The sequence below is a fragment of the Paenibacillus sp. J22R3 genome, from assembly GCF_056269305.1.
This window is the reverse complement of record NZ_JBWDNS010000001.1, coordinates 655555-680700: the sequence shown is the minus strand read 5'-3', so window position 1 is coordinate 680700 and position 25146 is coordinate 655555. Positions and strand designations below refer to the sequence as shown.

28 protein-coding genes are annotated in these 25146 nt (G+C 43.9%); 3 read left to right on the top strand and 25 right to left on the bottom strand.

The window, feature by feature from the left end; translation table 11 throughout:
* Positions 1 to 58: 58 nt before the first annotated feature.
* From AC0YN4_RS03110 to AC0YN4_RS03050, 13 genes are all read right to left on the bottom strand, one after another.
* Positions 59 to 496: a hypothetical protein gene (locus AC0YN4_RS03110; protein WP_475835110.1), complete on the bottom strand. Its 438-nt coding sequence runs from the start codon at positions 494 to 496 to the stop codon at positions 59 to 61.
* Between the two features lie 141 nt (positions 497 to 637).
* Positions 638 to 1210 (bottom strand): hypothetical protein, encoded by a 573-nt coding sequence (locus tag AC0YN4_RS03105; RefSeq protein WP_475835109.1) that lies wholly within the window; start codon positions 1208 to 1210, stop codon positions 638 to 640.
* Between the two features lie 183 nt (positions 1211 to 1393).
* Complete coding sequence (locus AC0YN4_RS03100) at positions 1394 to 1819, bottom strand: DMP19 family protein (RefSeq protein ID WP_475835108.1); 426 nt, start codon at positions 1817 to 1819, stop codon at positions 1394 to 1396.
* Positions 1820 to 1937: 118 nt separating this feature from the next.
* Positions 1938 to 2444 (bottom strand): GNAT family N-acetyltransferase, encoded by a 507-nt coding sequence (locus tag AC0YN4_RS03095; RefSeq protein ID WP_475784802.1) that lies wholly within the window; start codon positions 2442 to 2444, stop codon positions 1938 to 1940.
* A gap of 115 nt (positions 2445 to 2559) precedes the next feature.
* Positions 2560 to 2934 carry a VOC family protein gene (locus AC0YN4_RS03090; protein ID WP_475835107.1) on the bottom strand — a complete coding sequence of 125 codons (375 nt, stop codon included), beginning with the start codon at positions 2932 to 2934 and terminating at the stop codon, positions 2560 to 2562.
* A 33-nt stretch (positions 2935 to 2967) separates the two neighbouring features.
* Positions 2968 to 3780: an alpha/beta hydrolase fold domain-containing protein gene (locus tag AC0YN4_RS03085; protein ID WP_475835106.1), complete on the bottom strand. Its 813-nt coding sequence runs from the start codon at positions 3778 to 3780 to the stop codon at positions 2968 to 2970.
* Between the two features lie 94 nt (positions 3781 to 3874).
* Positions 3875 to 4264 (bottom strand): VOC family protein, encoded by a 390-nt coding sequence (locus tag AC0YN4_RS03080; RefSeq protein ID WP_475784799.1) that lies wholly within the window; start codon positions 4262 to 4264, stop codon positions 3875 to 3877.
* A 263-nt stretch (positions 4265 to 4527) separates the two neighbouring features.
* Positions 4528 to 5295: a nucleotidyltransferase domain-containing protein gene (locus AC0YN4_RS03075; protein ID WP_475835105.1), complete on the bottom strand. Its 768-nt coding sequence runs from the start codon at positions 5293 to 5295 to the stop codon at positions 4528 to 4530.
* A gap of 57 nt (positions 5296 to 5352) precedes the next feature.
* The gene (locus AC0YN4_RS03070) at positions 5353 to 6555 is read right to left on the bottom strand and encodes an extracellular solute-binding protein (protein ID WP_475835104.1); all 1203 of its coding nucleotides are present in this window, start codon (positions 6553 to 6555) and stop codon (positions 5353 to 5355) included.
* 266 nt (positions 6556 to 6821) lie between these two features.
* Positions 6822 to 7271 (bottom strand): VOC family protein, encoded by a 450-nt coding sequence (locus tag AC0YN4_RS03065; protein WP_475835103.1) that lies wholly within the window; start codon positions 7269 to 7271, stop codon positions 6822 to 6824.
* 15 nt (positions 7272 to 7286) lie between these two features.
* Positions 7287 to 7451, bottom strand: coding sequence for a sigma factor-like helix-turn-helix DNA-binding protein (locus AC0YN4_RS03060; protein ID WP_475835102.1), 165 nt, complete (start codon positions 7449 to 7451; stop codon positions 7287 to 7289).
* 16 nt (positions 7452 to 7467) lie between these two features.
* On the bottom strand, positions 7468 to 7698 hold the full coding sequence (locus AC0YN4_RS03055; protein ID WP_475835101.1) for an RNA polymerase sigma factor: 231 nt from the start codon (positions 7696 to 7698) through the stop codon (positions 7468 to 7470).
* A gap of 132 nt (positions 7699 to 7830) precedes the next feature.
* Positions 7831 to 9108: a DUF4179 domain-containing protein gene (locus tag AC0YN4_RS03050; RefSeq protein ID WP_475835100.1), complete on the bottom strand. Its 1278-nt coding sequence runs from the start codon at positions 9106 to 9108 to the stop codon at positions 7831 to 7833.
* A gap of 221 nt (positions 9109 to 9329) precedes the next feature.
* Here AC0YN4_RS03050 and AC0YN4_RS03045 point away from each other — a divergent pair, with 221 nt between their 5' ends.
* Positions 9330 to 9698 carry a hypothetical protein gene (locus AC0YN4_RS03045; RefSeq protein ID WP_475780986.1) on the top strand — a complete coding sequence of 123 codons (369 nt, stop codon included), beginning with the start codon at positions 9330 to 9332 and terminating at the stop codon, positions 9696 to 9698.
* Positions 9699 to 10216: 518 nt separating this feature from the next.
* On the opposite strand, the gene AC0YN4_RS03040 is transcribed toward AC0YN4_RS03045, so the two are convergent.
* The 3 genes from AC0YN4_RS03040 to AC0YN4_RS03030 all read right to left on the bottom strand — a co-directional run bounded on the left by AC0YN4_RS03040 (position 10217) and on the right by AC0YN4_RS03030 (position 13476).
* Positions 10217 to 11038: an SDR family oxidoreductase gene (locus AC0YN4_RS03040; protein ID WP_475780985.1), complete on the bottom strand. Its 822-nt coding sequence runs from the start codon at positions 11036 to 11038 to the stop codon at positions 10217 to 10219.
* 125 nt (positions 11039 to 11163) lie between these two features.
* Positions 11164 to 11760: a TetR/AcrR family transcriptional regulator gene (locus AC0YN4_RS03035; protein WP_475780984.1), complete on the bottom strand. Its 597-nt coding sequence runs from the start codon at positions 11758 to 11760 to the stop codon at positions 11164 to 11166.
* Positions 11761 to 12039: 279 nt separating this feature from the next.
* The gene (locus AC0YN4_RS03030; RefSeq protein ID WP_475835099.1) at positions 12040 to 13476 is read right to left on the bottom strand and encodes an MFS transporter; all 1437 of its coding nucleotides are present in this window, start codon (positions 13474 to 13476) and stop codon (positions 12040 to 12042) included.
* A 186-nt stretch (positions 13477 to 13662) separates the two neighbouring features.
* Between AC0YN4_RS03030 and AC0YN4_RS03025 the strand changes: the two genes are divergently transcribed.
* Positions 13663 to 14580 (top strand): AraC family transcriptional regulator, encoded by a 918-nt coding sequence (locus AC0YN4_RS03025; protein WP_475835098.1) that lies wholly within the window; start codon positions 13663 to 13665, stop codon positions 14578 to 14580.
* Positions 14581 to 14604: 24 nt separating this feature from the next.
* Here AC0YN4_RS03025 and AC0YN4_RS03020 read toward each other — a convergent pair whose 3' ends face one another.
* From AC0YN4_RS03020 to AC0YN4_RS02980, 9 genes are all read right to left on the bottom strand, one after another.
* Positions 14605 to 15471 carry an SDR family oxidoreductase gene (locus AC0YN4_RS03020; protein WP_475835097.1) on the bottom strand — a complete coding sequence of 289 codons (867 nt, stop codon included), beginning with the start codon at positions 15469 to 15471 and terminating at the stop codon, positions 14605 to 14607.
* A gap of 250 nt (positions 15472 to 15721) precedes the next feature.
* A complete protein-coding gene (locus AC0YN4_RS03015; RefSeq protein WP_475835096.1) occupies positions 15722 to 16819 on the bottom strand; it encodes a CapA family protein in 1098 nt (365 codons plus the stop codon).
* 40 nt (positions 16820 to 16859) lie between these two features.
* Entirely contained in the window at positions 16860 to 17156 is a 297-nt protein-coding gene (locus AC0YN4_RS03010; protein ID WP_475780979.1) for a hypothetical protein, read from the bottom strand.
* Positions 17157 to 17262: 106 nt separating this feature from the next.
* Positions 17263 to 17580, bottom strand: coding sequence for a hypothetical protein (locus AC0YN4_RS03005; protein WP_475835095.1), 318 nt, complete (start codon positions 17578 to 17580; stop codon positions 17263 to 17265).
* A gap of 366 nt (positions 17581 to 17946) precedes the next feature.
* Entirely contained in the window at positions 17947 to 18951 is a 1005-nt protein-coding gene (locus tag AC0YN4_RS03000; protein ID WP_475835094.1) for a tRNA dihydrouridine synthase, read from the bottom strand.
* 210 nt (positions 18952 to 19161) lie between these two features.
* The gene (locus AC0YN4_RS02995; RefSeq protein WP_475835093.1) at positions 19162 to 20322 is read right to left on the bottom strand and encodes a Ger(x)C family spore germination protein; all 1161 of its coding nucleotides are present in this window, start codon (positions 20320 to 20322) and stop codon (positions 19162 to 19164) included.
* Positions 20306 to 21799, bottom strand: a complete 1494-nt coding sequence (locus AC0YN4_RS02990; RefSeq protein ID WP_475780976.1) for a spore germination protein — start codon at positions 21797 to 21799, stop codon at positions 20306 to 20308. The genes AC0YN4_RS02995 and AC0YN4_RS02990 overlap by 17 nt, the downstream gene beginning before the upstream one ends.
* Positions 21796 to 22881, bottom strand: a complete 1086-nt coding sequence (locus AC0YN4_RS02985) for a GerAB/ArcD/ProY family transporter (protein ID WP_475835092.1) — start codon at positions 22879 to 22881, stop codon at positions 21796 to 21798. The genes AC0YN4_RS02990 and AC0YN4_RS02985 overlap by 4 nt, the downstream gene beginning before the upstream one ends.
* 188 nt (positions 22882 to 23069) lie before the next feature.
* The gene (locus AC0YN4_RS02980) at positions 23070 to 23528 is read right to left on the bottom strand and encodes a carboxymuconolactone decarboxylase family protein (protein ID WP_475835091.1); all 459 of its coding nucleotides are present in this window, start codon (positions 23526 to 23528) and stop codon (positions 23070 to 23072) included.
* A 467-nt stretch (positions 23529 to 23995) separates the two neighbouring features.
* On the opposite strand from AC0YN4_RS02980, the gene AC0YN4_RS02975 reads away from it, so the two are divergent.
* On the top strand, positions 23996 to 24913 hold the full coding sequence (locus tag AC0YN4_RS02975; protein ID WP_475835090.1) for an alpha/beta fold hydrolase: 918 nt from the start codon (positions 23996 to 23998) through the stop codon (positions 24911 to 24913).
* Positions 24914 to 25146: the final 233 nt, after the last annotated feature.

The following is a 25146-nucleotide window of genomic DNA, read 5'->3' as shown; positions in this document are numbered from 1 at the left end:
ATCCGGTCCGGCCAGATATCGCAGCTGGACGGACTCGTCGACCGCGGCGGCGTACGTGCTATGATTTAGCCTGATAAATAATCTTTCTTAGTTCAGCAGTCTGATCTTTTGGTATTTCGTATCCTTGCACTCTATCCGCTATATCGACGAGTAAGGCGGTACTTCCATCTTCGTCAGCAACGTTTAACACGTATTTCTTTTCTGTGCCGTCTTCGAACGAAAGGTACATGAACAACATTGCACTATAATCTATGTCACCTTTCATTATTATCGCTTTACTGATTGCTCTCTGGAATATCCTTATTTCATCAATTTTCTCATAAGTCACGCTGTCATCTACAAATGCTGCTGTCTGCATTTTCTTACATCCGTCTGCACATTCGAGTTTAATGCTGACAATCTCTTTTCCATCCAGAACATCGTTTACACACCCAGTAATACCAAGGACCAAAATTAATATCACAACGAGGAAGCTGCTTCTTAGAATTGTACCCACCTGCCTTACCGTTTTCTTCAGACAACATATTGACGAATTAGTAAGGCAAAAGTAGCTATACTAGCCCGTAAGATGAGAAACTGGCACCATTATTCTGGCTGCCGTTTCTTCTTGTTTGTTGTGTTATAGTGTCCCGTTAGACTACTCTAAAAAAATCGCCATCTTCTGATCTATCAGTCCAATCTGAGAGGCCGCGCCTCCCTGGTTGCCATCGAACATCGCGGAGACTAGGAAAATCTGCTCTCGCTTCTCCTGAACCGCAACAGAGAATACTTGCGTCTTTTCGACAAACTTACCCATCTTCATGTCGTAGGCATAATCGAGATTATTCGGCGTTGCTTCATGCGCATATTTGAGCCCATAGAGATTCATGACTTCGGCTTTGCTCATCCCGACGCGTGCTCCGCGAGCCGTTTGATACACGTCTTCAGAACCCTCCAACAGTTGAAAGCCCACGGCGACATCGCCGCGATACGCCACGCGCACACCCGAATGATACATTACAAAGGGATGCCCACTATCGCCACCGTCCTGAATGATCGCCTCGATATCCGCTCTCGAATCGCCATAACACAAGACCTTGCTATTTTGTATGCTAACAATGCACTTATCCTTATCCGAGAAAGTATCCGCCTGAAACGAAGTCTTTTGCCCCCGACAGCCGCTGATCGCGAACAACGCGATTACACTGATCATCCATAAGTTTATCCTCATCACAACGCCCTCCTTTCATAAGGAATATTATACTTCATTTGTAATTCTTGATTGTAATTGGGTTTCTCTAAATGAGGATAATCATTGCGCTATACTGCCGTTACTTCAATGGACACGGCAGCTGATCGTTTGACCAGCTGCCGTATATCGTGATTGAGCTATCGTTGAATGGCATATATAATGTTACTCGTCAGCTAGCTTTATTGCTTTTTCAATGACTGGATCTAGCTTATTTTCCAGGTCATCCATAATTGCATAAAACTGTTCATCCAAATTTTCGAAGAACTCATTTAGTTCATCGTGGTCCAATGAATCGATAATCTCATTCCGTTCTTCTATATTTTCAGGAGGTACTCCACCAGGGAACATAGAACCAATATTGTTTACTAATGTAATTGCAGATTCTGCCCCGATTGTTTCAAGGTCTTCGATAGTTTCCTTATAATTGTCTGCACCATGATTATAAAAGAAACTAATCAAGCCGCCTCCGCTCACATCACCGATTAATCCATCAACGTTTAACCAAATTTTTTCATATTTATTCAAACTAGATTGTCCATCATTTTCGACTTTCTGCCAGATATTTTGCCAGACTGTCTCTTTATCCATTCTATGCCCCCTAGTTTTATTACTCGAATAATTCGTCATGTCATGGAGCTATCCTGCCCATTCGCTTAATAACAAAGGAGCAGCTGCCGCCCGCAGACTGCTTCTCCTGTTTGTTACACTAAAGTGCCCGTAAGCTTAAAGCTCCATCATTAAAAAAATTTTTAAACTCTTGTGCTGGTCCTTTGTTGTCTTTGCGCCTAGTTTCGGTGAACTGACCATTTGTATATTCGTTTACTACTTTTCTCCAGAATATCTGAGCAGGAATATTCCAATCAAATTCACTAACTTTCCAGTTGCCCAAATACAAATTGAATGCCTTATATGCAGCTTCTTTTCCTACGTTCTTATTCCTAAATTTCTTTAAGATAAAAAAATGATTGAGGTAGTAAGTACCTTCTTCTATAAGTTTTTTTATGATAACAAAACCAGCTAATTTACTATCAACTCTTATAAAAAACAAGTCATAATTCTGACTTTCATACCAATCTCTATGATTAAGACTACGAATAAATGAGCCCTCTTCACTAATATCTGAACCACTCAGTTCAGACAAGTCATACGCAACAAATTCAAAGAGATTTTCTAATGTATCTAATCCACCTTCAGTAATTCTCTCCAATTCCACGAACACACATCATCACCCTTAGCCCGAATCTATGTACGTCATCAATGCCGGGAGCCTCATTGCAATTGTACTACTCGAATATTATTCCAAGTTACCAAAGTAACGACCATTAACGTTAGGCAGTATGTGCGACTAGCAAATTTCCGTCTAAATCGAATATTTTAAGAAACCTTCTGCCTTCCTCTACTGGTGATGCTTTTGGATCCCCATGTACTTTTATGGCACCTTCAGATACCTTCTTACATAATTCATCCATGTCATCAACTTGAAATCCAATCGTAGGAAAGGGTTCTCCGTTAACAGAGAATGTTGAGGTAGTTTCGTCGGAAGTTTGCCATAAAAAAATATGTGTTTTATCCTCAGCAAAACTAATGATTGAAAATTCACTGAAATTAGCATGTAACTTACAATCCAAATAGGTAGTATACCAAGTAATTGCCTCGCCCAAGTTTCTAACTGGAATCTGTACGTGACTAATAGACTTACTCATCTTAATCCTCCTCATCTTTTGCTAGCCTACGGGCTAGATCCGAATATGTCGATTAAAGAAAATTTGAGTCGTCTGGAGAACATCTTCCCAGCAAAGATTGCCGCCTTGAAGACTATGATTGGCTCCTTTGATTGCCAGAATACTGGAGTTATGAAGCGCTTCGTGTAAAATTTCCGCCTGATTGAATGGAATAATCTCATCTTCAGTACCGTGAATGATCAAGAATGGTGGCGCGGCATCTGTTATAAATGTAATCGGGCTGGCCATCTTTGCCCTTTCCGGATGCTCTCTCACGTATCCGCCGATTAGTCGAGATTCTAACGACTCAGGTGAGTCATGAAAGCCGACCAACATCTGCAGGAAATCGACTGGGGCCGACCAGGCGGCAACCGCCTGCACGGAGCTGGAAATACCGGGATTCCCACTACGGCCTTCCATTTCTTCTACCTGTCCAGTCGTACCTAGCAATGCCGCCAGATGCCCGCCGGCGGAATGCCCGAACACACCAATCCGTGCCGGATCGGCACCGAAAGATTCTGCGTTCGCTCGAAGCCAACGAACAGCTGCCTTCGCATCATGCAACTGTGCAGGATAGATCGCTTCGTTGCTGAATCGATAATTGATGCTAACGGAGAAGTAGCCCTGGGCTGCAAAGTGACGAACAAACATCCCGCTCTCCGAAGGTTCAGCCTTGTCACCCCATAACCACGCGCCTCCATGAATATACAAGGCAATCGGAAGTTTACCTATCTGCTGCGATGGCATAGCGATGTCGAGCAGCAGCGGCTTGCCGTCCGCTTCCCCATAGATTACATCTGAGATCATTTGAATTTCTTGTTCCACCATCTGTTTATGCTCCTCTCCCATAGGGAAGCCTGCGACTCTTGGTGACTCGATATTCTTATTCAGCAAATGTTCTCCCTTAGTTTAACGACTGAATTTATGATTCTAGCAAATCATTTGCTTGCCATATTAATATCTTATTTCCATCGGGGTCATACATTGCAAAACTATAACCAATCCATGAATGGTCAAAAACATCTTCGACTGATACTCCATTTAACTTTAAATACTGGTGCAATGCATTGGCATCATCTGTATGGATTTGGATAATTGGAATTACAAAACCATTTAGCTTCCATTGGACGGTTTCGTCTACTTTTAGTAAATTGATGTCAGGTCCACTCGATAATCTTAAAAACGTATCTCCCTCTCTTATTTCTCCTTCGTATCTACAGCCAAGATGTTTCACATACCAATCTGCTGATTCTTTGACATTCATAACAGGAATACAACAATTAATTACGTTTTTCACTGGAGCTGTTAGCATATTATTAACTTCCTCCTAAAAAGCATAGTTGCGGATTCCAACACTCAAATATTATCGTACAAGTGGTCTTGTGTAAATATTTTCCTTTTAACTAAAATGCCCGTTACTTCAATGAAAAACAGCAGCCGATTGCTGACCGGCTGCCGTCGCTTGACCTAGTATGTTTAGGCTAACATTTTGTATTGACGACGTCTTGGCCCCTTAGAGCCGCTGCTGGATGTGGTCACCCGCTTCTCAGAGTGACCCCGAGCGTCAATATGGTGTTACCCGAAGGAAGTTCTGGAAGCAGCCATTGTATTTAAGGCGTTCTCAAAATAGCTATATACTTCATCTGCTATTCCCAGAAACTCTTCAACAAGTACATGACTATCCAAGTAACAAGCATACAGATAATCAACTAAAGCGGAGTCAATCTCGCAATAGTCTAATATGGCATCCTTCATCTTAATAATGTCATCTTGCCATACACCTGTATCTTCTAAAACCAAAGAGTATAATGCACGAATTAATCTCTTAGAATAACCTTTAATATATCTAGTTTTCATTGTGTTATCACTAGCATTAGAAAGTGAACTATGTATACGAGCTACTTCCTTCTTGGTCTCTGTATTTAAGTCTAAAATGAACGCTGGAGAAGCAATTATCGGTGGCACTTGTTCACCAACGTCATGACCATATAAGCAAACGCAAATGATCTTAATCCAAAAACCCCACTCATTCGGTTTACTTAATACATCGTCAATCGAGCAAATTATCGTATCAATCTTAGTTACTACTGGATATTCTTCCAAAAGCCTGTCTTTAATAGTTGACACTCTTTCGTAATCAATATCTTCGGGATTTACACATACAATAGTAAAGTCTGCATCTGACTTAAAAGGTTTAGCTGTTCCTTTTGGAATCGAGCCACACATATAAATGCTATGAATCTTACCTTTAAATTCGGTAAGTAAATTATCTATATACTTGTCAACAAAATCCTTATATTCACTTTGTATTTCAATTCTATTTATAACTTTCTCTAATATCATATAGACTCCTCCTGAACATGTAAGAACTTCTTTCGGCTCGTGGTCTGCCCGACTTTCTTATTTATTAGGATTAAACTTAATTTTTCTTCTACTCCAGCTATCAATTTCTTTTGTGATGTCACTAAAACTACATTCACCAGACTCTATTTTCCAGTTACTATCATGATGAAGCGGTAAATATTCTGTATTATACGCCGGGTCCATCAGGACTGGATCTTGACTGCCAATTAGATTTGAAAGTTTAATGGCATCGACATTTTTTCCCTTCCAGTGGTCGATTTCATCGTAATAATGATCCAGCTCAGGGTGCAGAATGGCTGTCACTTTTGAATCATCCGCTAATAACTTTTGTGTTTCTAGTTCGTAGAAAAAGCTAATAAATTGATACGCTTCCTCCTTGTGCTCTGAGGCTGCAAGTACTCCCATAGATGTAACCATATGCGTCGTAACTTGCTTCTTTGTACCTCTCGGCATCGGCAATACGTCCCAATCGAAGCTCCAATGAGGGTCAGGCGGGAAATCTCCGATTACAAATAATGCTTTTCCTTGTGGAAAGCGCTCCCCAACAGTGCGTAGTACATTTCCATTAACGATCACTTGATGTTTGTTGAAGAGATCGTACATCCATTGAATGTCCGCAATGACCTCGGGTGTATCAATAACACTTTCCGTCAAATCACTGTTCATGAAAAATAAATGATCTGCATGTCCGTTCGCAATCGAATATAACGATTTAACATACCATGTGATACATGGAGTAAAGTCAAGACCATATTGATGTATCGAAAGGTTGGTGGCCTTTATTGCGAGTTCAAAGAAATCATCATATGTCCAATCGTTCGGCGGCATCTCTAGATTTAAGCTTTTCAACAAATCTTTATTGACATAAAACCAAAATGTGTTTGTAAATACGGGAACAGCATAAGTGTGATCGCCAGTTTTGTAGGCGTCCAGCGTTCCTTCAACAATAGTTGAGCTATTTATCGTATTATCGTTCCTAATATAAGGCGTTAAATCCTCAAGCAAACCTTTTACAATCCAATAAAAGCAATCGTACGTTATTGCTAAATCCGCAGACTTGCCCTCTTTTTGTAAATTATTTTGCCACTCGATTAAACTCAGAGCTTCGCGTCCCGCGGAATCAATAGGATTGATCGTAATCCATGGATATCTTTCATTGAACTTGTCCAGGTATTTCTGAAAGCCGTGCACCATCCAATCGTAAATTAAAAGGTTTAGTGTGACTGGTTCTTTGTTCATCATGACCTCCGAAGTATTATTTTGTTTTTGGCTGGTTTCACATTATTAGATGCCATTGTGCATGTCGAATCTGACCTCGGTAAACTTTTTTTACTGGTAAATGATGTATGTTGATTATAGAAGATGTTCGATTACTTGTAAACGTTTACAGGAGTGAAATGGGAATAAGTTATTGTCATTTGGTTTTGACAAGAACTTGATCTCATAAATAAAAAAGCCGCAATTTTCGCGGCTTTTAATGAGATAATGTTCTTGTCACCTTAACTTTATTTTGAAATCAACGGCTCTAGAGGAATTGGAGCTGGAACGGGCTGTTGCCATGCTTGAAATTTGTTTCCATCCGGATCTTTGAAGTCAAGCTGCAGCCCACAGCCACCTTCATTACGAATCTCAACTTCGGTCCATACTCCGGATTCTCTCAATGAAGCATCCAATCTTCTAATATCATCTGTTTCAAAGCAGATCGGAAACATCTCAAATGGAGTATTACCCTCGGTCCATCCTGTCGTCACAAAACTTAGAGGATGCCCATCAGGGCAAGGCAATAAAAACAACCATTGTCCACTTTCCAAAATCATGATCGCACCGCTGCCAGGTTGAATCGGTGATCTCAACTCCAAACCTAACACGCTCTCATACCAAGCTGCAGAAGCAACAACGTCTTTCACTGGCAAATAAGCACATTCAATTCGTTTTAATAATGCTTTTTTTTCCATTTCGTGAACCCTCCATTAGTGACGAACCCGTGCGCGCCCCAATGCAACTTGGACAGACGCTTCTTTCATTCTTATGATTTCAGCAGTTTCTTTGGCTGTAAAGCGGAAGACATCCATTAACAATACAATGACGCCCATTGCAGCTGGCAGCCTTTCAGCAACCAGCTCCAGCAGTTCCATAGTAGACAAGCGAGGATCAATTCCCACCTTTTTCGTAGCTTGGATTATACGGGACAGTAACCATTTTCTGTTTTCGTATGGTATCGATCCAAGTATGTTTCACCAATCGGTACAGAAAAGCTTTCGTTATCGGTCTTTCGGGATTTGCACGAAGCGCCTCAATTAGCTTTATCGAAGCATCCTGAGCCAAATCACTGGCATCCCATTCATTACCTGATATTCGCAAACTATATTGATTTATAATCATTATCCAGTCCATATACTTTTAATTCTTTTATCGCTTACGCAATACCTTCCGTGCACTTTCGAAAAAACGAAAAAATTATCCTCCTTTATGGTTCATTAAAAGTGATGCTGCCCCTCTATTTGGCGTTAGCTTCTATTTCTTGGCGTTCATTGGAATTGAAATCGTCTTCTTATATGGCTTAATATAGTGGAAGCCGGTTAACAGAAGAAATTCCGGCTTATCCCACGTTTTCACGGAAAACGTCTGCTCCCAGAACACGTTATTGTTCCCCAAATCCCATGGACGCGCCTGCGAAATTGCAGCGACCGGTATGCGCTTGCCTCCGGCTTGCACGAATAGCTGGTCGGTGTCGAGCTGCGTAAACTGCGCCCTTGCAATGACGATATCATAACCCGATGCAGTCTTGGTCACGCTTCGAATGAATAACTTCTCCGTGTTGATTCGGATCGATCGATCAGAAGGCGAAGTAAGCGGGATCGGTTCCGTCACCTTCTGATATCCTGTGAAACTTTCAAGTACGATAACCATCGTTTCGATTTTGTCGGTCGGCAGCACGTCATATCCGAGTTCAAAATTCGTAATGCCCATCTCGCGCGATGCGCTTGATCTCATTCCCCATGAATTTACTTCAACCCCATTCACCATAAGCTTCATCGTGCCCGGATATCTCGGAGGTTCGCCATTGTCCATCTCGTAGTGCCCTTTAATCACCGTTGAAGTCGGTGATGCCGTAATCGAATCGTAAACCACCATCCCTTCGTCGACGGGCACGGATTTCGCTATTTCCGCTCGAAGGATGCTCTTCATCGCTTTATTCGCCTCGAATTTGAACGAGAGTGGATACACCTTCGTCTTGCCAACGTCCTGCCACTCGATGAAATCGACTGTTAACGTTCGCGAGAAAGCGCTGACCGGTTCGAATTTTTGGACGCCCTGCAGCTGGGTTCGATCCTTATTGTACCCGCTGCCGCCCTCCGTCGTGTTTGAGTCCGTCATAAAACCTGTTACTTTATCAATACCAAAACGGCTGGAATCTTCGATCTTAAACGTCTCGCCCTTCGGAAGATCAATCGTGTAATACATCAGAAACTCATTATCATCGGCGATTACGCCGTTAACGGTAATGACCGTGCCGTCTTGGAGCGTTGTGCTTTTGCCAATGGTTTGTCCATAGCCTCGATCAGCGAGTTCGGAGAAACTAAGCGAGGTCAGCTCGATACGATTCAACAGCTTGCCTCCGTAATACGCGAAGGCCGGGTACTGGTACGTCAGAATGAAGAGCAGTAGCGCAGAAGCTGCTGAAAGGCTCCATGACAATGCCCGTTTCCGCTTTCGCTTCTTTGCCGGGACGCGATACAGCGCTTGACGCAGCCGATCCTCCATTTCACTTGGCGCTTTGATCTGACTCAAGTTTTCTTTGTGCTATTTCCTTTTTTAGCTTGTCTGACAAGACGGCTTACCATCAAGTTCTCTCCCCTTTCATAGCTAAGAGCATGCAGAAGCGCAAAAAGTTCAATGCCAAGCAAATCGTTAGTATGCACCATAATCCGCTCACCATAGTAATAAACGCATAGGACAACCTTGATTCTTCTTCATAAAATAATAAGAGAATATAGAAAGGAGTGAACCTGATGCCATATACTTCAGGATGGATTACAAATACGCGCGATATTGGCACCGCTGCATCAACTATCGTCGTTAATACTTTTAATGGGAATACATCGAGTTCAATAACCGTTGTTTTTACCATATTAGGTTCGGTTGATGGGGCAACCTTTGTCCCTGTATATGAGCAATCCATTACTTTAGCAGCTCAAGCCAGTCAAGTGATAACGTTTTTTATTGCTGGTAACATTACCTATGAAGTTCTATATAATATCATCTCGCAATATACGACTTATGTAATTGTATCCGCATTCGGAATTGACGAGTTTGGTAATCTCGTTACTAACCAGAGATATGCGCCTACTGACTTTACACAAATCCCTTCCACAACCTAACAAAACCAATACGGAAAGAACGGCAGAGTTGTATATGCTGCCTCCTTTCCTTATTGGAGTGCCCCGTTTGTCATTCATTCTTGCACATTCAGATAGAAGTCTTTTTATTTCTCAAACCTCGTATTTCATCATAAATTGAATTCTGCCCGATAGTTCAATATAGGCTGCCATGGTTTACGACCGAATTTTGCATCAAATTTCGCACCATCACGATTAAGTAATGAAAGCCAAATTCAGCACCCTTCAACGGAAAACGGCAACCGAACATAGAACCGGCTGCCGTCGTTGCTTTTTGAACTAACGTTCCTCGTTAGTTGAACAACTTGTTGTTGGATCTACCTTAATTGCTTTCTATTAAATCTTTCTTAGCTAACTCGATGGCTACTGCGATTTTAATTTGAAACCTTTTACTGAGTCCCTTCATCCAAATCTCAATTGGATACACATCGACTATCGGAACAATTGTTTTATCATAACGGTTCAGGGTGTAAATCAAAGAAAGACTAAAAGAATCAGTATTAGTTATAATTTGAAGCAATTGTTTCCAGATATTTCTCAATAGGAACTGAATTACGGAGAGCCAGCAACCCTTTCCCTGACTCACCTACAACTGTTCGGAATTGCTTGCTCTCTCCAGTTGCTTGTGCAGCTATAGCATTTACAATTGTTTGTGGGTCATCGAGTCGATCTTCAGGCGTGTTCGCCATCATAGTGGACACTTTATTCATTAAATCATCGTACGCCTTTATGTTCTCATCTTTATTCCAAATGATGCTATTCACAAAATTATTGCCCTTGGATCCGCCTTGTTCGATAAGACGAAGCTCAACATTCAATTTTTTAAGCTCATAATATAGACCTTCCGTCAAACCTTCTAAAGCAAACTTTGACATATTATATAAAGAGCCAAGTGGAACAGCAGAGGTTACACCCATAAATGAGCTAATATTGATAAACATTCCGCCCCCTACAGCTCTGAAATGTGGCATGAATTTACGAATGACATTGATTGGACCGCGAACATTCACAGAAAACTGCCAATCTATCGTTTCTTCGGCAGCCAATTCCAGTGCCCCATATGATCCCATTCCTGCATTGTTCACAACGACGTCGATCTTACCAAAGGCTGAAACTGCATCACTAACTGCCGCGTTTACCTCTTCCACGTTTGTTACGTCCAGTTTGAAGATTTTAATATTGTCGTATGCGGTGAGTTCAGTTTCTTTCTCTGGAGAACGCATGGTCGCAGCTACATTCCATCCCAGCTTTGCAAAATGAATTGCAGTTAATTTTCCCAATCCTGAACTTGTTCCTGTAATAAAAATCGTCTTCTTTTCCATTGTTTTTATACCTCCATTGGTATTTTGCTATTCAAGTAATTTACATACATTTGATATCCAGGTTAGCTTAACCATAATTATAAACCGAACGTTCGATCTAATACTTGCAAAAGAATTGGCCTGAACTACTGTTCAAACCTTTCTTGGCTCACAGAGTTCCAGCAGGATCGAATCGCTTGGAGCGCGATATCATCTGTCAATTTTAGAAAAGCTTGTTGGTGACTTTTCAGAAGATAAACAAATGATCCATAATGCATCTGCACCATCATTCGAGGATTCATACCATCAACGAATGTTCCGTTATCGATTGCCTGCCGATACAACTTTTCTAGAGGTCCACACCATCCTTTCTCATAAGCCTCTACTTTAGATTCTTCGTAAATATAAGGTGAGAAGGAATATTGCTCAATAAAACGAAATCCTTTCGGATATAAAATACCCAACTCAATTAAGTTACTCCATGCCTTGCGAAACTGTGTTTGAATGGAATCAGTCTCATTTAAATCCTTCGTAACGAAATCTCCATTAAAACGCACAATCGCCTTGTATAATTCATTAATAATATCTTCCTTGCTGCTAAAGTAATGATAAATGTTTCCAGTAGAGACACCGGACTCCTTAGCAATCAATGACATTGATGTGGCTTGAAGTTCCTTATCAATGATCAGATTTAACGTTGTCTCTAGGACGGCCTTCTGCACCTTATTATGTTGTTCGAACATGAATTCGCCTCCTTCTGCCCATTAGATAGAACGATCGTTCTAATGGTATACCGCAATAGATAGGTTGTCAATCCTGCTCTTTCACGTGCTACACATTTTTTTCCTTGAATGCTTTACTAAATTCCGTATCCAATTGTTCCATCATGCTACATGTACCTCTTGTGAGGCAGAATCGTTAGGTTGATTTTACTTGATTACTTAAGTAAAAAAAGCCGCGATTTTCGCGACCTTTAATGAAATAATGTTCTTGTCATTCGACACGATTCAACCGCCGTAAACTTAACTAACTCGTCCCTTGGCGATAATCGTTCTGCGCCCTGCACGACGGCGCGCTGCGTTCTTTTTATCCGCTGGCAGCAGTATGATCAAGACGACAACGAGTGAGGCAGTCAAGAAAATGACCGAACCCCAGATTGAAACTGATATTGCATGGGCAAAAGACGCGATTGAAGGAGCTGCCCCTCTGTTCGCCGCTTCAAAGACGGCAATTAGAACCGCAAGCCCAAGCGACGCGCCAGTCTGATGTGCGACATTGACCATACCCGACGCCGCTCCCGCATCCTTGGCCTCCACGTCTGACAAGCCTAACGTCGTGAATGGCTGGAAGATCATACCGGCGCCGCCCCCCATTACGATTAATGGGAAGAACATATCAGGGAAGAAGCTCGAATCCGCAGAAATGAAGCTGAGCCAGCCCGTTCCGGCGATCGCGATTCCGAGTCCGGCGATTAATACTTTTACATTCCCGAAGCGGGTTACGAGCGATGGCATAGCATACATCATTGCGAACTGAACGACCGTGAAAGGCATGATTGCAAGCCCAGCTTCCAATGCATTGAAGTGAAGGACATGCTGTAGAAACTGCGGTACGAAGAAAAAGATCGGATAATTTCCGCAAATGAGCAATAACCTACCCAAATAAGCTCCGGAACGCATTCTGCTCGCGAAGAGGCGAAGCGGCGTAATCGGTTCTTTCGCTCGCGCTTCTATCCATACGAATGCCGCCAGTGAGATTCCGCCTAGAGCAAGCGAGCCCCAAACCTTTAACGCGATCCATCCGACTGACGCGGCTTGTACAAAACCAAATGCCAGCGCCGTCATGCCGATTACCGATGTCATGGCTCCTAGTATATCCAGACGGCCAGCTTTCATCTCTGTCTCCCGCAAATATCGAGGCGCCAAAAGGAGTAGCGCGATGCCAATCGGAACATTGAGGAACATCCCGGCGCGCCAAGAGATCACATCAGTCAGCAATCCCCCGATAATCAGGCCGACGCTGCCTCCGGCTCCCGTTACGCCACTGTAAACGGCTATTGCCTTCGTCCGTTCCCGGGCTTCCGAGAAGTTGACAGTCAATAAGGCTAGCGCCGACGGCGTCGCCATTGCAGCGGCCAATCCTTGGAGAGCGCGAGCCGCAAGCAGAAGCGAAGAGGACGGTGCCAAGCCAGCTAGTATCGATGCCAGCGAAAACAAAGCGATTCCAGCACTGAATATTTTTCTCCTTCCTAGGATGTCCCCAGCACGAGCACCTAACAACAAGAACCCACCGAAGGCTAAAATATAACTGTTCTGCACCCAAGTCAAAGCAGCTGTAGACAAATGCAGTGTGCGACCAATTTCGGGTAATGCTGTAACCAATACGGAACTGTCGAGCACCATCATCAGCTGACAGGCGACGATCATCGTCAAAATAATCCGTTTTGAATGTTCTTTCAAGAGGATAACCTCCCTTTCATGTGCTACGCTCATTATGACGCGAAACGACATTGGGAAGTAGATCATTTCTGCTTATAATTTGCTCAATCCTGCAAATCATATCCTTAACGCTTAGATATTCATGATGGCGATCTTTATGAAGTCAGCGTATAATTGGAGAGGAAGACTAGATAAGGGGGCTTTCCCATGCATACGAATTTAGACCAATTATTGATGATGACAGCTGCTTTCAATCTCGCAGAAGGTCGTACGGAGACATCAGTCCCCTTCTTCTCTCTAGTCCGGCGCAGCCAGCCGACTGCGATAATCCCCGGCGTCCTCACCCCCTCATTTTGCCTGATTCTACAAGGCGCTAAGAAGCTCCATCTCGGTCAGGACACGATTTATTATGGCCCAGGCGACTATTTGGTATCGCTAATTGATATCCCCGCTTCCGGCCAGGTTGTCGGAGCTACTCCGCAATCGCCGTATTTCGGCTTGCGAGTCGATATAACGGCAGACGAAATTGCTTCTGTCATGACGGATTCCGGTATTGGTGTGAAGCCGCTCGACCGAAATCTTGGCCCTGGCGCCTACGTAGGTAAATCCGATGACCATTTACAGCTTCTTTTCATCCGGCTGTTGGAGTTGCATGGGAAGCCTGAAGTGGAAATCCGTTTTCTCTCTTCGCTGATCAAGCGCGAGATGATCTTCCGCTTGCTTACCGGAGATCACGGTCACTTGTTTGTCCAACGCGTATTCATGGATCAACAGAACGAGGGGATCAACAGAGCCATTGAATGGATCAAGGAGAACTACAACAGAACCTTCACGATCGAAGAGGTGGCAAGATCGTCCAAAATGAGCGTCTCCGGACTTCATCATAAATTCAAAGCTGTCACAACGATGGCTCCCCAGCAATATCAGAAACAGCTTCGCCTCCAAGAGGCGAGACGCCTTATGCTGAACGGCTCTGCGAACGCGACCGCCGCGGCGCTGGAGGTCGGATACGAAAGTCCAGCTCAATTCAACCGAGAATACCGACGGCTATTCGGGCTCCCTCCGCTTCAAGATATTAAAGCTTTTCACAGAAAACCAATACCGGAGGTGTTCGAGAGCAGTTAAATGCCGGCGGCGTTTTCTAACAGATCAGTTCTTGCTTGTTATTGTTCGATGAATGAAGGATGAAAAATCATTTGGCTTTCGACCTAATATCCACGTTAGAACATTAGAATTACCGATAGATCCGTGTTCATTGTAATGTTTAAACATCTTTACTATTGTATCTACTTGATACTCTCCTGTTCCACGCTTTTTTAATTCTGTTTCGAACATTTCGTCTTGAGGCGTTACTACTTTGATCGCATGGCCAAAATGCTGCTCCATTGCTGTTATCATATCAGACAACGATAAATTTTCAGGTCCACATATTTCATATGTAGCCCATTTATGTCCTGGTTTAGTAAGGATGATTGAAGCTGCCTCGGCTAAGTCTTCTAAGTCAACCATGCCTATACGAGTTTCTTGAGTCGTAAAATACTTTTGCTGAAAGATTCCTTGTTCACTAAGTAAGTTCCAAGACTCGAGAATATTCTGCATAAATACCCCTGGCTGCATAATCGTATATGGGATACCTGAATTCACTAGAAGCTCCTCAACCATGAGTTTTTTCTGATGATGCGGCATTTCTTGAATTACGGGATGAATAACGGAATGGAATACGAAATGTTCTACTTCGGCCAAACGCGCCGCTTCTACTATCACTTGACCGATTTGAACTTCATAGGGATTCATAGCTGAACAAATGTGATATACAGCCCTAACTCCGACGAAAGCTTCATTTACAGACTTTTGATCCATCATATCTCCTGTAACTACTTCCATTTCTCCTAATGAGCTTATTTCCTCAATTTGTTCGGTTCTACGAACAAGAGCCCTTATTCGCTCTCCTTTAGAAAGTAAAGCTTTAATGACTGCACGACCAGTTTTCCCGTTTGCTCCAGTTATTAGAATCATATTATCTTCTCCTTCTATATGAATGTGCTTTTAATAAGCGGAAATGATTAATGCCATCATACTGAATCTCTTTTATTTATTCCAACGCATTTCGTGTTATATTCTTATTGATTAGAAGGAATGTGTGCCAAAAATAACGCAGTCTAACACGAACACGATCTTGGCGAATTTTCAAAATGAGTATAAAAAGAAACCAACTCTATATAGGGTTGGTTTCTTCTTGCAGTAAAAAATCAATGCATAAGATTCCTTAGCTCGGAATTGTCAGTACCCCTCTGTACATACGGAGAGTGGCTTGAAAGGCACGTTTCATTCGCACCAACTGTTCCTTTGGAAAATCGTTTGACTTACTGATCGCTTCATGTAAAGGCACGATGAGGCACATTGCGGGCTTCCCGTTCTTATTGATGCTTACCCAGGTTGGGATGCCTTCGACGCCTGTGAGCCGAACTTTGCCGCTGGAATTTTTGCGTAGCGTAAGTCTAATTATGATACCGGTCAGAGCCTCGTCCTTGCCGTGCAACCGAGTGGAGATAAAGTTACCGAGTGAGTAAATGGCGAACCGTTTTCTCGTCTGCCCTGAGACGTCCTTCACCGTTCGTGTCATTGCCGGCTGAAGGACATGCGGATGCGATCCCAGCACCACGTCCGCGCCGTTCCGGAACAGGAAGTGGACCCACTGCTTTTGGTGGGTAGCTGCGTTATTCTCGTACTCGAATCCGCAATGCATGTACACGATAATAAAATCCGTGCCTGCTCGCAGCCGTTTCAAGTCATTCTTTATCCTCGCGCGTACGAGCTTTTTAACGCCTGCTGGCTGGCTCTTCGGTACGTGCATGCCGTTCGTATCCCGCGTATACGACAAGATGCCGATACGCATGCCTTTGACATTCCGCACACAGAGCACCATCGATTCTTGCGCAGTCCGGTACGTACCGATGTGGTCGAGGCGGTTCTTGTCGAGCACATCCAGCGTCCGTTTGAGTCCGCGAACGCCGTAATCCGCGCAATGGTTGTTGGCTGTCGCCACCATATCGAAGCCCGCTGCCGACAGCGCCTGCGCAAAAGCGTCCGGGCTTTTGAATATCGGATTGCGGTTTTTAGGATTGCGTCTCGTCTTGTTGAAACTAACATCCGTACCGCCGGCGAAGGTACTTTCCAAATTGCCGATTGTTAAATGTGCATCCCGCAAATAACCGGCAACCGGTTCAAACATCTGCTCGAAAGCGTAAGTTGTCCTTCTTTGAACATCATTTTCGCCCGTTTGGCTGCTAGTCTGAAGCAATTGGATGAGCCGAGGCTTCATCAGCAGATCGCCGACCGCCGCAATTACAATTTCGTTCGACATTTCATCCTCCCCCGATTGGATGGGCGGTGTTAAGCCTTTATTATTTAGCTCCAATACTACCAAGCGTCATTGTATTTGTGTTGGTGTTAAACTCAACTGTTATTCTTTGATCTAAAGTAAAACCGAATAAGGCTATATCGTTATTGTTAAGTCTCAACAAATTTCCAGGCGGATCATCTTCAAACGAATCCCTTGTGAGGATTAATTTCTTGGAAATGCCACCTCTCTTCACTGTTATGGATTTACCGAAAGGGAAGTTGATACCAAAATTAACAGAAACCTCACGCGTTTCAGTTCCGATTGAGATGAGCATGGCCGTAGTTTTTTCAATCGCCAATACATTTGCCTCCCCCAACACAGCTAAAAGTGCCAAGTACGTCCAATCCAACTATATTCATCACATTGGAATCTAGCCCTCGATAAAAACTCCACTCGTTCAACAATTACTTAGCTCCAATACTTCTTAGAGTCATTGTATTTGTTTTGGTGTCAAACGCAACTGATATTCTTTGACCTCTTGTAAAACCGAATAAAGCTATATTAATAGTGTTAAGCCTCAAGAAATTTCCGACCTCATCTGGTAATGTAATCTTTCTGAGGATTAATTCCTTGGATATACTACCTCTTTTCACTGTTATAGATTCACCTTCAGTCAATTTGATACCTTGCAAGGCGAACGTGCCCTCTAGGTCAGAATTAATAGAAACCTCACGAGTACCAACTCCGGTGTCTAGTAAAGCAATAGTTTTTGCAGTCGCCACTACACTTTCCTCCCCAACACATTTTCATCTAAATGTGCTTGTGCCTTTTCACTGTATGCGAATGACTAACTTTGTGTCACATACCGGGGGAGTACATCGATTTACAAGTCGGCTGCAAACTAAAATGGCTGGCGTGTTAACCTGCTCGTTAGTTGAATTCAATAGCAATTCATGTGACTTCTTTCTTATTAAGCCTTCTTCATCTCCTCACTTAGTAAAAGGATTTTTGGTCAAGTTGTTTTATTCTGTCGGGAATATGATCAAGTTCTTGTCATTTGATTTTGACAAGAACTTGATCCCATAAATAAAAAAGCCGCGATTATCGCGGCCTTTAATGAGATCATGTTTATGTCACTCGACACTGCTTCATTGCGCGTAATTGGCTTCCCCATGTTCCTCAGCCCCATCATGCTCCTTGTTTCCAAATTCATTCAGCAATACACGCACTTCGCTTTTGGATTTGGCGTTCATCAAGCTGGTTCGGAGTTCACTTGCCCCTCGAAACCCACGGACATAGACTTTGAAGAAACGGGTAAGCGCACTAAACGAACGTGGTTCTTCTGCTGAGTATTGATCATGCAGATTCAGATGGAGCTGCAGCAGATCAAGCAGTTCCGCACTGCTGTGCTCCTTCGGCTCTTTCTCAAATGCATATGGATTTTGAAAAATACCGCGTCCAATCATAATGCCGTCGACACCGTATTGCTCAGCAAGCTGCTGGCCGGTCTGACGATCAGGGATATCGCCGTTAATGGTCAGAAGTGTATTTGGCGCCACCTCATCACGAAGCTTCTTAATCTCCGGAATCAGTTCCCAATGAGCTTTTACTTTGCTCATTTCCTCTCTTGTCCGAAGATGAATGGACAGATTAACAATGTCTTGTTTCAAAATATGGGTTAACCAGTCACGCCATTCGTCTAGTTCACTAAAACCGAGCCTTGTTTTTACACTGACAGGCAGTCCCCCGGCTTTGGCGGCTTGGATGATATCCGCTGCGATTTCAGGACGGCAGATCAGGCCGCTGCCCTTCCCATTCTCTGCTACATTCGCCACTGGACAACCCATATTAATATCGATGCCTTTGAATCCTTCTTTCGCCATGCCGATGCTCATTTCACGGAAAAATTCCGGCTTATCTCCCCAGATATGTGCCACAATGGGCTGTTCATCTGGGGTAAAAGTCAAGCGTCCACGTACGCTTTTGTTCCCCTCCGGGTGACAATAACTCTCCGTATTCGCAAACTCCGTAAAATACACATCCGGTCTGCCTGCCTCACTCACCACATGTCGAAACACAACATCTGTCACATCTTCCATAGGTGCTAGTACAAAAAAAGGTCGTGGTAAATCGCGCCAAAAGTTTTCTTGCATCATTAAAAACCCCTCTATACCTACCAGAACAATCGTTGTCCTTAGAATAGTAAAATACGTGCTGTCAGTGGAACAGTGTTCAACCTCCATCACAGGTCAACAACAGCCATTCCATAACGTACACGACTTTATTATAAACCGAATAACGTCATGATGGGTATCTCCCCTTCGTACAGTCAACAAAGTTTATGGTTTTGTTCTTTCATTTCTTTAATCCGGCAGAACTTTACCTTTATATTTTCCAGTGTGCAGAATCTTAACTTTAACATGAATCTGATTCAACATATCTTCCTTCAATAGTAATCGGCCTTCTGTCGATAAACGGTTCCATAACTGATTATCGTTTCGATAAACTTCTCCAAGTAAGTTTAGAAGATCCGTTTGTGTAGGGAGTCCCTTTAAAAAAGTTGCTCGGACCTCCTGACGAATAACTTCTTCGGCTTGCCTTTCCATCGTCGGGATGGAGACGTTCTCCGTCATTCCCTGAACGGCTGCGCGAACCTTTAAGTGAACATCGAAGCGCACTTCTCCTTTGTTCCCCATCACAATCCGAATTTTATGACGAGGACTCATCGTCAGCAATGATCCTACCGGATGAACGCTGTCCGGAATGTTGATATGTATATGTTTCGCTCTCTTGTTGAACCATCGAACACCTTTTAGGTCCTCTTCGGAAAACCAGCTTTTCAGTCGGTGTTCCTCCATGGCAAACGCACCGTCGATTCTCATCATCGGCTTCTTGCTCTTGTCTACCAGCCATTGCTCATCCGTAATGGAAAGTGTCGGGAGGATAATCGTCCTCCCTTTCTCATTCAATTCAGCGATATTCCGATAACCGTACTGAGGTTGAAGGGAAGAATGCTGCTCAAAGTTTTCCTCCGGCGAATCCATAATCGTATCTAGCGGCGACAGATTTAACAACGATTTTTGTGTTAGAAGATCCGAGAATTTCTCTTTCGTCCCATAAAGCAGTATATTGTAGCGGACCTCGTGGTAACGATCAATCGTGTCGTATGCCAACCTAAGCGCTTTTTTATCTTTCAGAATGGATTCCGTACATAAAATCGCCTTAATATGTCCCCAATAAACCCTTAACTGGGAGGTCTCGTAAATTGCGGCCAAAGCGTCGATGATCGTAGGACCTTCTCCCTTTCCGATCCAAATCGGTACGTTCTTGCCTACTTCTAACTTGTCGCTTCTAGCCACATTCGAAAAATTAAGAACCTGCATATACGCGATATATCGGCCATCCTTATAATCGAGCCCGATAGCCGTAATATAAGCCATGGATTGAATTGTTTTAGAATCCCAACATCCTGTCGCCGTAAGAATAACAAGCAATACGACTAGCAGCTTAAGGATTGTCTTCACGTTGTTCGTCCCCTTGTCTATCTGAATCGACTGGATTTAGCTCGACAGGTCTTTGTTTGTATCGAAACCACGGAGGACGCAAGATCGCTCTCGCCATTTCACTGAAGATCGGTGGTGACATAGGGGAAAGATAGGGGACGCCGAAGGAGCTCAACCTGCTCATGTAACCGAGAAGCAACACGAAACAAACGATCAATCCGTACATCCCGAACACAGCCGAAACGATAAAAAACGCGAATCGAATGACGCTGACGGCACCGCTTAAATTTTGATTGACTAGCGTCGCGCCGGTTACGGCTACGATGGCCCCTACGACCACTACGCTCGGGGATACGAGGCCTGCCCGGATAGCCGCATCACCGATAATGAGCCCGCCAACGACTGTCAACGTCTGTCCGATCTGACTTGGAAGGCGCAGGCCGGCTTCCCTCAATATTTCTAGGAGCATAAGCAGGATGAACATCTCGATTTGCCCGGAGAAAGGAAGACCGATGCGAGCCGTCGCGATCGTCGCCATCAGACGAAAGGGAATCTGGTCGGGATGAAACGTAGTTAGCGCTACCCAGGCACCTGGTAATAAGACGGATAACAAAAAACTGAAGGCGCGGATCAAACGTGCGAACGAAATATATTGGAAACTAAAGTGGATATCCTCTGGAGATTTAAGCAATAGAAAAAAAGTTCCGGGACCGATTAGGACCATCGGATTGCCGTCCACGATCAGAATGAATCTTCCGTTAAGCAGCCCGGTGACTGCTTTGTCCGGACGACCGGTTTGATCGAATAACGGCATTAAAGAGTATTTGTAGTCCGAAATGCGCTTCTCGAGTTGATGGATGCTTTGAAGTCCGTCTACGTCGACGGCGTTCAGTCTCCTTCTTAATTCGATTAAGATGCTGGGAGAAAGGATATCCCTGAAATACAACAAACCAACCTTTGTTCTCGTTCTTCTGCCTATCGTAAACGTTTCGTAACAAAGCGAGTCGCTCCGTATGCGTTTCCGTACGAGCGCCGCGTTGACGTCGATATCTTCCACGAAACCGTCTCGAGGCCCATTGATGGATATTTCCGTACTCGATTCCTCGGGGGTTCGTTCCGGACGGTGCGACGCGTTCATTTTGAACAAGGATTTATCGCGCGAAAAGAAAAGGAGCAAATCTCCGTGAAAAATCCATTCGGATAGTTGCTCCTTGGAGGCATTCGTATCAACCGCGATTAAGGGCAACGGCAGGGTTAATGCATTCACCGGCGCGTCGCTTTGCTTTTGTTTCTGGAACAGTCCTTCGATCTCCGGTAGAACGACCTTGGATAAGAGCGAACTATCACACAAACCTCCGCAGTAAACGAGGACAGCTTCGGACATCGCATCTTCTTCATATCGGTATTCGTGGACGCTTACGTCTTCGCAATTAGAAAAAAGCTTTCTAATTCGTTGTTTATCCCATCCACTTATCGAAGCGGGAGCAGAATCGTTCATGCATAGTCCTCCTTGAGCCGTTTCCTGGATAACACCGAGACCAACAAGCAAACGACGAATACGATAGAAGACATGATCAAAGCGTATGGAAAATAATATCGATAACACCATAAATAAAACGTGTATTTCTCGATAGGAAGCATAGATAATGCGATATAGCTGGTTGTGATGCACAGTAAAAAAAGTTTGCGCTGTTTCTCTTTAGAGAAAGGCAACATCTCCGCGAGCAAATATTGCGCAAATCCTACTCGAATGATTGCGCCGGTCATCCACTGAAATACAGATAAAAAATCGACGTGTTCGATATTGCTACCCAATCTGACCAATCGCCATTGTTCATACGGAGAAGCGAATTGTTTAGCGGCTTCGGGCGCTCCGAACTCAGTAATGGCTCCGACTATGGGGCCGAGCGTAATATAGACCATAATGATTGCGAAAAGTACGAGTTTCCACGTCCGAACGCGAGACTTTAACCGGTGTTGAATCGTGACGATCAATAGAAATTCGATAAATCCTCCGCCTGCATAAATCATCCCTTGCATGACCGGTATCCAGCCGTGTTCAAGCATCGGCTTCAGCAGCGTCAAATCTTTCTGGGGCGTGTTCGATAGGGATACGAAATAACCCAGGACGATTACGATTGGCAACGATATCCCCGCGCAAATTGCGATGGTCCGAAGACCTGATACGGCGAAATAGTGGCAGGCCAGACACAAAACAAAGTTCAACGCCAATTTAGGCGTGTTCGGCAAGTAATTCGTAAACGTCCAAGTCCCCGTGTGCATGATGGTTGTCGCGCCGGTAAAGTACAGTTGCACCACGATCGGCATAACGACGATCCAGGCGACGACATTATTGGTCTTTTGAGAAAGCCACGGCTGCAGCTTCTGCTGCCCCGATCTTCTCATAAAGACGACCAGTAAAACGCAAAAAGGGAGAAATATCAATGCTGTCAATAGAACCGATATCCATGCGTCTCTTCCCGATGCGTCAAGGAGCATCGGGTTGATGATCACGTGATTCATCAACCCATTCATCAACATGAAAATCATGCAAAGTTGAAAAAAACTGATTTTAGACATACAAGCCCATCGATACCTCCGTCCAACTCTTGACGCAACAGTCTTTATTGTTCCAGTTGATTCCCACTTTATACCTGAATAAATCCCGAGCAGGCTGAGTCATTATGCTGGCTACCGTATCCGCAAAGATTTCTGCGAAGGGTAAAATCCAACTCCAACACCCGTACTGACATTTCGCCTTGAACCTATTATTTTGAAATCCGCGTCAAGCGTCCCGTTTCAGTTTTAAAGCCAATGTTTATGCGGTCCCATCCATTTACGGATACGATCAAGAAACTCAAGTCCGAGATTTCTTTCTCAGAAAATTGTTCTCTAACACTGTCATATACTTCATCAGGCACGCCTTGTACTGGTAGAGTTGTCAGTATCTCAGTCCATGTCAGAGCGGCCCGTTCCCGCGGTGTATACAAAGTCGATTTACGCCAATTTGTAATTTGTTCGAGGTGAAGTTCACTTTCACCACGGATTTTCGCATGATCGATGTGCCTTTCTATGCAAAATTCACAATTGTTTATTTGCGATATCCTTATCGAAACGAGATCAATTATTTTCACATCGATTGTGCTTTCACCCAAGGCGTTGGTGAAAGTTAAGAACTTTTTGAACAGGTTGGGTGATTGTAGAGCGAAATTTACACGTTGCGTCATTACCTGTTGTACCTCTCTTTACTGAAGTTTTGTATTTTTTATATTATCCAGAATGAGATTGAAAAATTATGATTCGATATTAAGAAGGGAAATCAAAAAATACCTCATATCAGGCACTCGATCTGTATACGGCTTCAAATCAGCCTACAAACAAAAGGAATCCGAATCGCTTAATTGCGACAACTATGACGTTTTTGCTCCTTGTAATTTGCACGTGCGCGTTCAACATAGCGATCCATCCCGTGCATTGTTGATGACAACCTGAATTTTGCATATCCAAGCAATTAGGTGTGACAAAAGTCATATTACGATATCCGTATATCTTGATAAAAGACAGAACATCATATTTAAGTACATTAGCTAGAAGGATGGGAACAACAAACACTAAATTTACAGAGCATTGCAATCGATAGTACACAAGGCAGTATCTATGCACGAGATTATGCAGGCAAAGGCGGAAAAATCTTATGAACCCAAACACTACAAAGGCGGCAGGGTCCGCAAAACCGGATCTAGCACCGTCACCAAAGATAGAGATTGACGAGTTGCAGATAAATTCGGATATCAAGCTCCGTCATATGGTCTATCGTTCTGTCCATCCGAAGGCTACAGTGTTATTTCTACATGGATTCCCAGAGTCGATGTATTCATGGAAGCCGATTGCTGAATCTCTATCCAACGATTATGAGGTTCATGCGTTTGACTGGCCCGGTTACGGACAATCCTCACGTCCGAGCTCTGATCGCTTTTCCTACGCACCCAAAGACTATGCCCAGGTGCTGGAACAATATATCCGCGCTTCCGGTATAGACAGCTCGAAGCTGGTGATTTACGCGACAGATATTGGGGCTTTGCCGGCGTTGCTGGCCGCTCTGGAAAAGCCACATATCGCGAGGAAGATCATCGTTGGAGATTTTGCGCCGTTCAACCGGCCACAGTACATGTGGGAAAACTTGGCTGCCCTGAAATCTAAGCCCTCGTCCGATGTCGTGCGCGCTGCGATGAACCAGAACCGAGATGAAATCCTTGCAAACACGTTTTTCCGAGACAATCCGACAGAAGAGCGCTACATGTTGCCCCAGGAGTTTAGTGACGATATAGCGAAAGGGTGGGACGGCGATATCACTGCGGCCGACGCGTTCTATCACTACTACTCTCACTTCACCCGCGACCAGGACTATTTTGAAGCCAATATGTCGAAGCTCAAAGTGCCCGTGAAAGTCGTGTGGGGCGAAAAGGATAGCTACGTCAAGAAGGAAATGGGCGTCGAGTTCGCTGAGCGAAATAATTTAGAGCTTATGATTCTCCCTGGTCTCGGCCATTATCCGCATCTGCAGGCACCAAAGCAGACCGCGGATGAGCTTCGAGCAGAACTCGAGGCTTGATGCTGGCCAAGCTCGCAGCGCACTAGGGCTTTCCGCCACAGGCTTACGCAGATTGCGCCATGTCGAAATGAAAGCTCTGCCAAACAGTCACGAGAGCTAACGTCCGTCACTGGCCGGACATGTGAAAGCGGTCCGGCCACGCATGGCAGATTGCAAATTAGTTGCAGTTTAACATGTCATGGATTCAATTTCGACAATAAAGATAATAGATTAGGGCCGTGAATCCTTGCTTA